This is a genomic window from Comamonas sp. 23 (genome assembly GCF_049601575.1).
In the GTDB taxonomy this organism is placed as follows: Bacteria; Pseudomonadota; Gammaproteobacteria; order Burkholderiales; family Burkholderiaceae_C; genus Comamonas; species Comamonas squillarum.
Window position 1 is genome coordinate 2,031,088 of the sequence record NZ_CP187127.1, and the last position, 13,416, is coordinate 2,044,503.

The following is a 13,416-nucleotide window of genomic DNA, read 5'->3' on the forward strand; positions in this document are numbered from 1 at the left end:
CGACAAAAGTTATTGTGACGCCCGACTCAATGTAGACGGAAAAACATGGTTGATACATTCGGGGCGTGACGATACAGCTTTTGAAAACACCCTCAAAACCCGCTTGTCTGTTGGCTTGCGAATCAGACTACTGTATAAATAGACATATGCAAATTTCTCATGAAACCCGGCAAGTGTTAAGTTGGCAAACTATAGCGTGACAGTAAGCCCAACCGAGCTCGCCTACTGCGTGCTCTGCAGGCACCGATCCATCTGCTTTGAATCAACGGCAGCTTTGAGGTACTGCTGTCCACCGACGGCTCAGGGTCGGCAGCACCAGTTCGCAGCTTACGAAAGCTGCCGTTCAGGTTGTCTGGCACATTGCGTCCAACGAGTTTCCGGTTTGAGGCGTACAGCGGACGTCTGATCAGACAGCGGGTCAACTTCTGGTATCGGAGGCAGCGGTCACAGGCTCGCCAAAGCTCAGCGGCGGCAACCAGCCTGAAGCCGCCGACCGGAGGTGCATTGCGGCTGACTGCTCCTGGCCGATAGCGGACCTTGGACAAGGACACGCTATGCCGCAAGGTGTAGGCCTAGTGCATTAAAAAAAGAAGTCGCCTCGAGTTCATCACTCAGGCGACCTTTGGTTTTATCCGCAACAGCACCTCGGCATATTCGCCACTTTTCTCACTTTTTACTGTCACCTACAGTGTGGTTGAGACAGCCTCCGAACGGTCCAGAAAGTGTTCGATTGGACAGAACGATGCTTTATGGCGCCGCTGTTTCGAATCGTACCGAACGAAAAATCTCGCTCTGCTGCACAGCCGCGGCTCGACGGTCGCCCATGTCCACGAGTTGGTCGAGCGCTCGCAAGATGGTTTGTGCCATGGCGTGCGGCATCGAGGGGACCTTCTCGCTGAACCTTTGAATCAGCCCTGCTAGCCTAGCTGGCAACTCCGAGCTGCGCCACTCGGCTCGTCGGTTCGCGTCGGGTAGAACGTGCTGTAAGCTGCTCACGAAGTGGTAGACAGGATAGTGCTCTAGGCTCCTTTCGCAAAGCTGCATCCAGTACTCCGCCACAAGTCGCGAGCTGCCTCGCGCACGCAGTACTGGGTCAACCAGAAGGATGACTACTCCAACATCGCTCCAGTTGTTGTTCGCGAAGCGCACAGGTGTCTTCGCGCTAAGATTCACGGAGAAAAAAAGCTCCCTTACGATGTCTGCCAGTTCCCGCTCGACGCGCCAAGCCCCTTCCCATGACTGAAGCGCGCGGTCACGGGCCACGGCCAAAAGTTGCAATGCGTTCTCCGGAATGGCTGCACTGTCGGCAACAGCGGCCGCCAACTCCCAGACGTATCCCTCCGCCAGTTCGCAGTACGTTTCGTCGTCGGCGGCTGCGGCCTTTTGCAGGAAGCGACGGTCGGCTTCCTCAGTAGGCAGGAGAAGGGATACTTTGGCGAGGAACTGAAAGAGGCTCCGCTTCCATTCGTACAGGTATGACGCGTTCTCCTCCAAGCCTCGCCTGTTCGTTGTCCAGAATGGCGCGATGCGTTCAATGGTCCATGCTGCCAGTCGCTCGCACCAAGCGAGAAATTCGCCTGCGTGCCTCCGGTCCCCAACAGCTTTATTTAACGGTATGGTCTCGAGCACCTTCGCTAGGAAGGTTGTGTCCACCTGCAAAGGATTCGTTCTCCAAGGCTCATTCCGTTGTCGACCGTATCGGCTGGTTTCCTCCTTCGGCGTGTCTTCCGCAGGAATTGGGACCCACGGCTCGGGAAGCGAGGGCAACACGTCTTGCGGAGCAGCGCCGTCTATCACCCTGTTCATCGAACCCGTCAAAACTTCCTCAAGGTATTCCTGGCGGGCGTCCTCGGCTGCATGGCCATACCGCACTTCAACGAAGGCGAGCTCAGTGGCGACGCGCAGCGCCTCCCAGGCAATGTTCGGATGTTCTTCCCACGCCTGGAGCATGCCCTGTAGCGCCATGACCTGGATTTCCTCGTACGGATGGCTGACGAGCTGAATGAGCAACTGCTGCACAGCGGGGATGTCTTCACCTTCCAATGTCTTGAGCAGCGCGCCGAATCCTTTAGCCACGTAGAGCACAGGATGGAACATGAGATGCGCTCCACGAACGAAGAGATTGCCGTGCGCGTGAGGCGTCTTCGATGCGTATACGCAGGTTTGGGCCGCCCACTCAAAGTGCTCCGACGCTCCTTCAGAGACAACGACGGCCGCTACGCCCGCCACAGCGGCTTGAAGTTGATGCAGCGTGTCACCGCTCGGGTGTCCTTCATTGAACAAGTCCCCGACGTATAGTTGCTTGGCCGCTGCCACAGCTTCATCGATGGTCAGTGACGGCTTGAGCGACCCATTGTCAAAGTAAAAATCGGCCCATGTCAACAGCTGAAATTGCCTTCCCATCTCAGCATGCTTGGTCTCAATCTCTTGGACGTCTGCACTTCGCGACTGGGGGTTGTCTATGACGATGGCAATCCTCGAATCGTCTTCGACCAACTTGGCGTGGTAGTTCTCAGGCTTGCCGTTCTCCGCCCAGATTTCGGCGGTGCGGTGCAGGTCATTCCTGTGCGCGTCGCTGGCACGCTCCTCAACGAATTCGAAGGGGAGGTCATTCGGGAACTGTTGGATGGCCGTGGCCGCTCGGTCCCCAAGCTCCCCGCCGCGCACGAGCATGAGACTCGCAAGCGAGCGCAGGTCCGTTTGCCGAATCGCGAGGTCGTTGCCGGCCTTCACAGCACGAGCGTGCTGCATGTCATGCGGTCTGAAGAATCCAATCAGGTTGCTTTGACTTAAGTCCTCCACACTGCGCCTGACGTCTAGGTGCCAGAGCCTCTGACTGGTCGCAATCGGAAGGGTGGTGGCGGAGCATTGTTGTGCCTGCAGGCTGACTGCAACCGCCACAGCCAATGCCCCGACAGAGGTCTGCCCTTCCAGGACTTCGCGAACCACATCGTCTGCTGCGACATCGGCCTTCAACTGCGCGAAAGCCCAGACTTCAAGCGCCATGAGGCCAGAGTTCACCGCAGTAGGCGCCCAATTGCCACGCGCGCCCATGTAACGCTGGTAGTCCCCCCAGAAGACCTGCCGTCCCCACGGGAACTCAAGGACGAGAGGAATCGGGGTCGCCTCATCGCGCGAGAGTCGATGATATTGGCGCCAGGCCCGGATGGAGTAATTCGACAATTCTCGAACGAGCCGCCGCGCCTCGTCTGGCGCATGCTCGAACAGCGCGGCAAATGGCTGCCGCGTTGGCGCAGACGGCGAGAACATCCCCTCATCTCTGATGCCCGGTGCATTCCCGTGCAGGCTTGAGAATCCGCTCGAGATACTGTAATGCTCCTGGTCTCGCATCTGCCGTTCTATATCGACAGGCAATTGCCGACACAAGAACTTCAGTGTCAACTCTATGAGTTCCGTAGGGCAGACCTGCGACAGTAGTGGCGCGTGATTGAACACCGCAGTCATAACGCCAGGCGGTATGCGCCGTAGATGCTGCAAATCGCGGATGTACTGCGCCACCAGCCCGGGTTGCCCGAAGGACGAACTCAGGACCAGGGAGCGCAGCGACTTCTCGAGCTCCTTCACCTCTTCGTCGCTGTAGCCCGTTTCGCTCAGCTGCCGCCACACCTCATAGTCTCGTTCCCCGTCTTCCCGGTAGCGAACATGCTGGATGTGATACAGCCACGCCAGACAAGTACGCACGATGGAGTCCGAAATCCGGTTGGAGCGGCGCCGAAACCGGTTCTGCCAGACCTCAAAGGCGGCGACGACGTCAGGAATGGCCGTAACGGGAACACGGACTGAGTGCTCCAAGAGCCAGGTGCAAAACCTCACCCAAGCCGGCAAGTCAGCCGGGTAGCTCAGCATGTCGGCATACAGCATTCGCTGCGCCAGGTCCAAGTCTGTGGCGTTTGCATTCGTCAGCACGGAGGAGTCGGGCTGAGACTTGGCTGCTTGGTACCAGACGACAAGCTGACGCACCCGCTTGGCGTCACCCTCGAACAGCGCCTCCGTGTACGCGTCAGCGTGCTCTTCGAACGTTTCGAGACCGAAGGGGCCCGCGAGCCAAGCGCGCAGCCACTGGGACCGAAGTTGGGTGCTGCTCTCCAGCAGTTGTAGGTAGCTGACCCAGCTCTCCCCAAGGAGCAGCTCCGCCTGCGACAGCAGTTCGACCACACGCCCAAGCGCCGGAGGCTCCCCTACCTGTCGCATGAAGTCGGGCCATCGCTCCTCCTCCCCGACTAAGAGCTGCAGGAACGCCCATTCGAAGAAGATGTCGTGTGTAAACTGCACCGAGTGACCAAGCCGCTGAGACCGGATGATTCCGTCAGCCTCCAGCTCCACAAGTGCCTGCGGGTCGATGCCACAAACAGGAATCCGCCTGCCCAAGCGAGCAGCGCCTTCTCTGGCCAAGCCAACGAGTGCAGCACGCCTATATTGCACCCGGGCCGCGTCGGCCGAGTAGCCTCCACCACCCCACCAAAGCTGCGCAAGGTCGACTTCCGAACTCGCGGTGACTTGGCCTGCGCCTACGCTCTTGGCGAGAACTGCTGCAAAGAACGGCCGGCGCACGACGCTGCGTACGGCTTCGCTCCCAAATAGGAGTGGGGCAAGAGAAGGAACCGCGTCAGCCAACAGAGTGGCTTCAGCATCATCGAGTGCTCTTACCTCCACTGTCCGCACACTGCTGAACAGCTTTGCAGGCAGCCAGGTTCTGAGGGGTTCAGCGCCCGTGTCCCGGACGGTAGCGACCACCAGCCAGTCTGAGAGCAGCGGGGAGTTGAGGACGGAGAGCAGCACGTCCTTGAGCACGCCACGCCGCGCCACCTCAATTCGGTCGAGGCCGTCGATGAAAAGAACCCTTGGTCCCGTTGCGCCCAGTTCGACCAGAAGCTCCTCAAGGTCAACGTTGGGTAGTCCGGAAGCAGCCGCGTACTGCGCCCACGTACTGCCTTGGAGGCGGTCAGCCTTCAGGAGCAGCACCGGGCCTGACTGCAGCAGCCTTTCTACAGCCAAGCGCAGGACGACCGACTTGCCTACGCCGGGCAGACCAGTGAGTTGAAGCAGTCCTGGGGCGCTGATCGCCTGGACCACCTGGGTGACGCTGCTCTCACGCGGGATATTCAGCCCGTGGATGTCGTTCGCAATCTCGCCCAGAGCCAGCCGCGTCTCCTGCTCGATAGACTGCAGCGCGCCTGAAAGGCTCGGCGCGCCAGCTAAGCGAAACGCGCCACTCAGCCTTGCGACCAGCGTCTTGCGGTCAAAGCCTGCGGCACGCCCCTCCGCACGGCGCACCAGCGACAGGAGCCTGCGCCAGAGGTCGTCGGCACGGCCTCGGTCAGCGGGTGCGAGCATGTTGGCCAGGTTAGCGACCGAGTTGTTTTCCGTCACTGAGCCTTCGGCCAGGAGCTCCATGCGAATAAGAACGAAGTGCGCGAGGAGCTTGTGGACAGCTGCATCAAGCTGCTCCGAAGCCACGTGGTTGGTCAGAATCTCCCTAACCACATCGAAGTGTGTGGCTTTGTCCCCAGCCACGCCCGGCGTACGGAGCTTGCGCACAAGTATTTCCGTGGAGCTCTCATCCCGCGCCCACTCGCACAGAGTTTCGAACGTCCGTCGGCTAGCATCTGCAATCTGGCCGGTAACCACACCTACTCTGTCCTGCCCGACCTGAAATGCAAGTGCGGACACGGTGAGATGCGCTCGCTCAATGGTCTCGCGAAAATCCGTGTTCGTGTCCGCCGCGCTAATCCGGAGGCTCTCCTTGACCTGTGCGCTGAAGGTGGCTACTGCTTGGTCGACGCCCCGCGCTCGAACAACCAGGTCATCCAAGGGTTGGCCTAGCGGGCCCTGCTGCACGGCCACATGGATGACCGAGCGTGCCGTGAGCCCGAGCGCTGGCGCCTCACCCAAGAGGGCGACCGCGTACACCGCTGCAACCGTGTCTTCATAGCTGAAGCCCTCACCGCCTGTTAGTCCAGGAGGCGCACCTCGTTGCGTTACAGTGCTTGTTGCAGTCATTCCCTGAGCCGGTTGCGAATTCATCCAGTGATTGCCCTTTTAGAATCGAGTCAGGTCTTTCTGGTTGTCTCGCGTGGACCTGTCGTTCTTCACCTTTAGATACTCCGCCTCCAAGGCAAAAACCGATTCTGGCGCAGACAGGCGTACCCAAAAAAAACAGCCCTTCAGCACCTCGTGGACGTGTTCCACACAGTACTCTCTTGATTTGAGGCTTCTTCCATGGATAGTAGCGCCTTCTGACTACTCGACGCGTAAGGCGTTAATTGTGCTGTGCGACCGTTACCAGTAGCGGTCACTCCGATCAACCTAGTTCCCGCATGCAGCGCGTGCAACAAGATCAAGCTTGATTTCCAGCCGATCGAGGCGAAAGACCTGATCTTGCACCCCTACTACGATGATGTCCCGAAAGACATCTGGCTAAAGGCCCGTGTTTTGGATGTCGACTGTAAACCAGTTTTCGAGTACTTTGCTGACCCGCCTTCGGAGTGGCCAACGCTTTGGGCTTCTCGCGTCAGAGCTCATTTAGATACCCTCAAGCTGCCGACGCTTTACGCCTCGCACGCGGCAGAAGAGCTCATTAACAATCGCCAGTCTCTCCAGGACCTTCACCTCGCAGGTGGGGCAGCCGCGGTGAAAGCACATTGCCGAGATATGCAGGGCTCGCGCCAAGCGGCTTACCTCAATAGCTGGCAGGCTGCTTGTTACGGCGCCCTGGTTGATTCCGACTGGTTTTGCGCCAGTGGGGTCCTTGCGATCGAAGCGTCTAAGCCTGTTTGGCCTACCGATCCGTCGGACGAAATCAACGCTCTAGCCCTAGGCCAAATTGCTGCGTTGTGAGTATGCGTTGCCGCGGATCGGTTTATTCCCCTGGACCGTTTGCGGTCGTCCGAACACCGACGGGTCAAATGTCTGCTTCCTCGAGGCCTAATTGACGGCGTAAATATCGGCTGAGGGTCGTTTGCTGGTCGACACGAACGACAACAACGGGTCGTAGCGTGAGCCCACCATTGTCGGCAGCGGTCATCTGTGGGCTCCGTCCTCGGAGAGCGTCACGTTGCCACGAATGACTGCTGCACCTCTCGGACCGGGCGTTCGTCTGGTCGTTGAGCGGATGGTGCAATGACCGGATGGAGGCCAACAAGATACGGCCAACCGCTGCGACCGAAGGGCAGCAGTCGCTGCGAAGGAGTCTTCGCCGGTCAGAACCGATACATAACATCGCCAAGCTCTTTTGTGCAGCTCGCACTCCCATGCTCGCGCCTCACAAACTAAGAAATTCAGTGCAAATTTTCAAAACAAGAAGCTAACGTTTAGCTCTCTATAAATGGCCCCAGTGGATACACAGCATCTGAGGATCCCGCCAGTCACTGCAGCTCACAGCTATTGGCGTTTTTCCACACTCAACGGGGACATAGCCATCAATTTAGCCGTTTGCGACGAAAGCCAATGGCAGCTAGTCCCGCCATTGCAGCGGAAAGCAGCATCAGCGCTAACTGGCTCAGCGACGGGACCGGTGTTGGCTGTGTCACAACCGCAGCGGGCGTTACCGTGATGTCGTAAGACTGAGCTTGTGCGGGTGCATAGTTGGCGTTTCCATTTTGTGTGGCGGTAATCGTGCAGGTGCCTTCTGCACCAAAGGTCACCGTGCCTGCGTCAAGCGTGCACACGTCGCCTGCGGCCTTTTGCATCAGGCGCTGCTGATTGGTCACACCGCTTGCCGTAACGATAACAGGATTTGCTGACGCGCCCCCCTCTACAACGGGTGTGTAGCGCGCCCCCACTTGCACAGTCGAGGGCGGAAGCGGGTTAAAGCGAAGCGTCTGCATCGCTTGCTCCACAACCAAGACATGCGACACGTCGGGCGCTGCTTGATAAGCGGCGTTGCCTGGTTGCGTTGCACGAATCGTGCAGCTTCCAACACCAGCGAATGTGATGGGGCCTGATGGCTGCTGGGCTACACAAGGCCCGGAATCGACCACAAAGCTCACGCTCAACCCCGAAGTGGCTGTAGCTTGCGGCTGATAGGTCGTACCAAATTGATGCGGCGCTGGTGGCGCAAAGTTGATGGTTTGAGGACCAGGTGCCGCAAGGGGCGTCACAGGTGGAGAAGATGTGGACTCTGGCCCCAGGCCATTGGCGTGCTTGGCACGCACGGTGAACGTGTAGTCCGTACCAGCGGTCAACCCGCTAACGGTGCATTGTGTCTCTGGCGCGACTGCGGTACAGCCTGCACTCGCTGGATTGGAAGTCACTTCATAGCCGACCGGAGGATTGCCTCGATCATCGGCTGGTGCAGTCCAGCTTACGGCGATCTGCAGTTCACCCGCAGTGCCCGTTGGCGCACCTGCTGGATCGGTGAATCGAACTAACTGGGCGACCGTAGAGGGTTCGCCAGCCACAATCAGGCGCGCCATATACAGCCCTGCAGGCAGATCGGGCAACGGCGTCGACACGAACTGTGTCGTTGAATGAGAAGTAAAACCTATCTGGTAGATGAATCCATTCTCTACACGTTGTAGCTCAAGTCTCGGTACGTCGGTACCTCCAGCGCCCTTGAACCCAGTACCTGTAAGAGTCAGTACGCCCCCTCGCCGTTGCAAAAGCGGCAGGGGATCCAGCACGGCTGGAGTACTGACCGGCACAGGAGGCTGATAGCGATCTGTGTTCGCAAAAAAAGTCAAGCTGGGATTCGAGCTGAAACCACCCGTAATCAGCACCTCGCCACTTGGCAAAAGATTCGCTGTTCCATTTTCCCGCGCTTGAGTGACTGCATCTGAGTTGGACCAAGTGCCAGTTGCAGGGTCATAAACTTCCGCCACTGCCTGGGCATTGCGTGCCCCGTCTGAGCCGCCAGCAATCAATACCTTGCGGGACGGCAGTACGGTTGCATGCGCCATTGGAGAGCCCATCGTGCCGTTGCGCGGATAAATTAAAGAACCAGTGGCTGTCCAAGTGTTGGCGACCGGGTCATAGAGTTCTGCATGATTGGTCACACCAGCGGATGTGAATCCCCCCGCCAGTAGCAGGCGCCCGTCAGGCAGTAGATTCATGCTTGCATAGTGGCGCGGCACCAGGGGCGGTGCGGCCAGTGACCACGTGCCTGCAACAGGATCGTAGATTTCTGCACCCAGGACTTCTCCAGCTCCTCCGAAACCCGACGCCACCAATACACGGCCGTCAGACATCAACACGGCGGCGTGGGCGTTTCTTCCCATTGCCATACTGCCAGTCATTGTCCACGTGCGAGTTCGAGGATCATATATTTCCGCCGAAGTCTCTCTTACACCACCACTGCTCACCCCACCGGCCAAAAGAACTTTGCCATTGGCCAGCAGTGTCATGGAGGGCATGCTGCGCGTAACACTCTGAACTCCCGCATCTGACCAAGAATTGGACTCTGGGTAGTACAGACGAGCCTGCCGGCTACCGTCTGCGCGCACAAGCACTTGGCCAGTACCCAGTGTCACTGCCTCCATTACGTTGCCAGTAATGCCAATGGAGCCGATTGCGCTCCACGTATTGCCTGTCAGCCGCTCTGCTGTAGTAACGAATCCGGTGCGGTTAACTCCTCCGAACACCGCAAAGGTGCCATCATCGAGCAACGCGCCTGCATGCTGCGCACGCTCGGTCAACATGGGGGCGCTTGGTACCCAGGCAGCTACAGCCGCATGACTAAACGCCATAGACACTGCGGTTAAATAAGCGCCTGTCGCGAACGTTGAAAGCTTTGTACTCAACATTGTCCCCTCAAGTAGACCGTGACACTTGGGGATACTTGTACCCCTGCTTTTAACATTTTATACACACGTAGAAACATATATATGGCGCAAAGGTGCCAGGCCAGCTGTCTGCTGCCAGCCTCATAGCTTCCGCTCGAGCCTCGCATGCGAGCGGCAGCAACCGCTGCAGAGCCGAAGTGAGTGTTCGATAGCCTGCTTCAGGCTGATCTGAGCCGCTCGCGGACCAGTGCCTGAAGGGCAGCAACCGCCAACACCAGTCGTTAAGCGCCGCCTGTCCTGAATGGCCGCTTCACCCTTGAAACCGGCAACTCGACTACGCGACTCGTCGAGTACTGGCTCGAATGACTGCTTCCGCGCGCAGCAACAGGCTTATGTCGACCCAAAGAAGACATTCAAATTACGGTGAGCAGCGCAGGAGCGGCGACGGCGACCGCTCCATCTAATGGTTAGCTTATCCGAGTCGAAGCATTGACATCCCTGTTGAACGACCAGTCACGAGGCTGTGGTGCGTAGAGGTGACGTTGCCCTTGCATTTTGAACAACGCATTTCACAGGTGCTCAGCAACAAAGCGAGTTATGTCGCGAATCATGTCACTCACGTCGGCCTCGCTAAAATCATCGGGTTTGCCGTGTGCTGCTGAATTTCGAACGTCTGCGATGGCCGTGATGCGCTTCTGTTGAAGCTTGTTGAACACACCTTCTTTTGCAAGGTCGGCATTCATTTTGTCAAGCTTGCCGTGCGGGATGCTATGTCGATCGCACAGCTCGCGTAGTGAGGTTTCTAAGACAACACCAGCAACTACTGCAGAAGGTGATTTGTAGCCAGCATCGAGTAAAGCTTGTGCTTGTTCCAATTCGGAATCAAAGACTTCCGCTTGAATCAATGACTTCGTAGATCTGAGATAGCCTCCTTCGTAGTCTTCACGCGCGGCCATAAAGATGGCTTTTAGCCGCTGAAGAGTGTCAAGGTTACTTTCGTAGAGGCCTGAACTCTCGTTCTTTTCAAAGGCCTGATAGTGCTCCGACTCCACCCCGCAAGCCTTATTAAGCAAATTCTTTGCCTTAATCTTCCATTCGAGCAAGGCAGTGCTCTCTATCTCGATTTGGTTGCGGCCGAGAAATTCGTTGTAAACATTCTTCTGAGTTGCGAGGAGCGACTCCATTTGTGCATGCACTTCAGAAAAACGTTGTTTGTATAAATCGCTCATATGGTCAGTTAGCACCTGAATTAAGCCGCCTCCAGAAATGGAAGTGAGTGACCTGGGAGGCTTTTGGGGCAGGTTCGCTCGACTGTAGGGTTAGGCATCAACCGCATAGTGCCTAAACTCGTTTCCAAGCCGTAAAACGCTGTCCAAATAGGCCAGAGCATCTTCGACAGAAATACTGAATTCTGAAAGGTGAGTTGCTTGGTTTCGAATATCCCTCAGCTTCAAGAACAATGGCATGGCATCTGCCTCAATATGTCCAGCCCCAATGAGCGCAGCGACTCTCTTGGTTGCTGAACGTTCCTCGATCTGTGCTTTGTTCGCCGCAGCCAATATGGCAGCTTCAAGGTCTATCCAATACTCGATGATTGCGGCTCTTGGAGAGGTTGCAGCTATTCGCTGGAACAATTCGTAAGTTGTTAATACCCCGCTAAGCGTCGCATCATTCCAAATCTTGGTTTTTTGGGGTTCTAGACGACGCGATTGAACTTTAGCAATAGCAATGTCTCGCTCGAACTTTGCTTCCATTTCTTTATATTTGAAAGTGGACATTCGCCCTAAAAGAGAGCGAAGCTCGGCGCGGAAGACGTAGGAAATCCAAATCGCAGCCAAAGGCCAAGCAAAACTGGTAAGCAGTTGGAACAATGCGTCCAGCAATTTTGCCCAAGAGATCGGTGTTTCGAGATCGTCCTTTGGGTGCTTGTCTTTCGATTCGAACGGAACTGCTTGTGTTGTGGTTTGAGATCCGCAATAAACAGTGATCTCGCCTACCGATGGCTCAGTGGCTTTTGACCGCGGAGTTGTGATCTTCTTGGATGTGGCACTCGTGCACTCGGTCTCACCTTCGAAGGCGTACCCGGCCATCGCCACAAAGTGCGCCAAGCTGACCAAAAGCAAGACTCTTCCCATGCGCATGATGTTGATGCCTACTATATTTAGACGACAAACCAAACGCTGTTGTCGCTCGAATAACAAGAATTTGTCACAGCAATGATAGTAACCAAGTAAACGATAGATTTTTAGGCAAACCTAACAATTTCAAGTCCACACCCGAGTGACTGCTCTTGACTGTGGATTCAACAGGTCGACGCAACGCAATGACCGCCTCTGGCGGAAGGAGTGTTGGCATGAAGCAAAGACCGTGGATTTACTACACCGAAGCGCAGAAGGCCCTGATGTGGGATCGCTGGAAAGCGGGCGATGCCTTGCACGAGATCGGCAAGCTGTTTGACCGACCGCACACTTCCATTCACACCATTCTGAGTGCAATGGGCGGCATCCGGCCGCCTGCAAGACGGCGCGCGCGCTTGGCCCTGTCTCTGGCCGAGCGCGAGGAGATATCGCGCAGCCTGGCCGCCGGTGAATCCATCCGCTGTGTAGCTAGGCGGTTGAAACGCGCAGCGTCCACCATCAGCCGTGAACTCCTGCGCAATGGCGGGCAAGACGTGCTACCGGGCGGCGAATGCCGATGAGGCAACCTGGAAGCGGGCATGCCGCCCAAAGACGTGCAAGTTGGCCAGCAACCCAGCGCTGGCTCACATCGTGGCGGTTAAATTGCAGAGCCAGTGGTCACCCGAGCAAATAGCCGGATGGCTCAAACGAACTTACCCGGACGACAAGGATTTGCAGGTGTCTCACGAAGCCATCTACCGCACGTTATTGGTCCAAACCCGCGGGGCTTTGAAGAAAGAACTGCTGGAGCACTTGCGGCGCAACAGGGGGATGCGTCGCTCACGCCACTACACACAGAAGACCCCCATCCATGGACGGATCGTCGATGCCGTACCCATCAGCGAGCGGCCAGCCCGCATCGAGGATTGGGCTGTGCCAGGACATTGGGAGGGCGACCTGTTGTTCGGCGATGCCTACCGCCAGCTTGCGACGCTGGTGGAGCGTCAGACGCGCTACGTGATGCTGGTCAAGTTGGTGGACAAAGACTCCTACACCGTTGCTGCGGCGCTGGTCAGGCATGCACAGACCTTGCCGCAAGAGCTCTATCGTTCCTTGACCTGGGACCGGGGATCGGAAATGGCGGGGCACAAGCGATTCACGGCGGCCACCGATATCCAGGTCTACTTCTGCGATCCGCAAAACCCCTGGCAGCGCGGAACGAACGAGAACACCAATGGCCTACTGAGACAGTACCTTCCCAAAGGCATTGACATCTCACGCTACTCGCAAGATGAACTGGATGCGATTACGAGAAAATTGAATGAGCGGCCCAGGAAGACCCTAGGGTACAAAACCCTGGCTGAGATGTTTAACGAATGCGTTGCATCGACCGGTTGAACCCACGACCAGAAGCAGTCGTTCCATCATTGGTCTTTGGGCTACTTACAATAAGCTCCAAACTCGAAATTTTTAGGTTTTCCTAAAATTTTCACTTGTGATTGCTCACTCTCAAAATTGGGAATAGACTCATTTCTATAAGAACAACAAGCCTATTTTCC

5 protein-coding genes and 1 pseudogene are annotated in these 13,416 nt (G+C 56.9%); 2 read left to right on the top strand and 4 right to left on the bottom strand.

The genetic code is table 11. From position 1 onward, the window contains the following. Positions 1-747: 747 nt before the first annotated feature. Positions 748-6,021, bottom strand: a complete 5,274-nt coding sequence (locus ACPEE1_RS09145; protein WP_423936058.1) for an ATP-binding protein — start codon at positions 6,019-6,021, stop codon at positions 748-750. A 270-nt stretch (positions 6,022-6,291) separates the two neighbouring features. On the opposite strand from ACPEE1_RS09145, the gene ACPEE1_RS09150 reads away from it, so the two are divergent. Then, on the top strand, positions 6,292-6,858 hold the full coding sequence (locus ACPEE1_RS09150) for a hypothetical protein (RefSeq protein ID WP_182344399.1): 567 nt from the start codon (positions 6,292-6,294) through the stop codon (positions 6,856-6,858). A 581-nt stretch (positions 6,859-7,439) separates the two neighbouring features. On the opposite strand, the gene ACPEE1_RS09155 is transcribed toward ACPEE1_RS09150, so the two are convergent. The 3 genes from ACPEE1_RS09155 to ACPEE1_RS09165 form a co-directional block, all read right to left on the bottom strand. After that, entirely contained in the window at positions 7,440-9,656 is a 2,217-nt protein-coding gene (locus tag ACPEE1_RS09155) for an IPTL-CTERM sorting domain-containing protein (protein ID WP_232539491.1), read from the bottom strand. 653 nt (positions 9,657-10,309) lie between these two features. Beyond that, complete coding sequence (locus tag ACPEE1_RS09160) at positions 10,310-10,969, bottom strand: DUF4145 domain-containing protein (protein WP_423936061.1); 660 nt, start codon at positions 10,967-10,969, stop codon at positions 10,310-10,312. A 90-nt stretch (positions 10,970-11,059) separates the two neighbouring features. Then, positions 11,060-11,881: a hypothetical protein gene (locus ACPEE1_RS09165; protein ID WP_423936063.1), complete on the bottom strand. Its 822-nt coding sequence runs from the start codon at positions 11,879-11,881 to the stop codon at positions 11,060-11,062. 212 nt (positions 11,882-12,093) lie between these two features. Between ACPEE1_RS09165 and ACPEE1_RS09170 the strand changes: the two are divergent. Beyond that, positions 12,094-13,255: pseudogene (locus ACPEE1_RS09170) on the top strand (IS30 family transposase). Positions 13,256-13,416: the final 161 nt, after the last annotated feature.

Coding starts and splice junctions, on each gene's coding strand:
- ACPEE1_RS09145 (WP_423936058.1), bottom strand. CDS start 6,021: ATGACTGCAACAAGCACTGTAACGCAACGAGGTGCGCCTCCTGGACTA.
- ACPEE1_RS09155 (WP_232539491.1), bottom strand. CDS start 9,656: ATGTTGACCGAGCGTGCGCAGCATGCAGGCGCGTTGCTCGATGATGGC.
- ACPEE1_RS09160 (WP_423936061.1), bottom strand. CDS start 10,969: ATGAGCGATTTATACAAACAACGTTTTTCTGAAGTGCATGCACAAATG.
- ACPEE1_RS09165 (WP_423936063.1), bottom strand. CDS start 11,881: ATGCGCATGGGAAGAGTCTTGCTTTTGGTCAGCTTGGCGCACTTTGTG.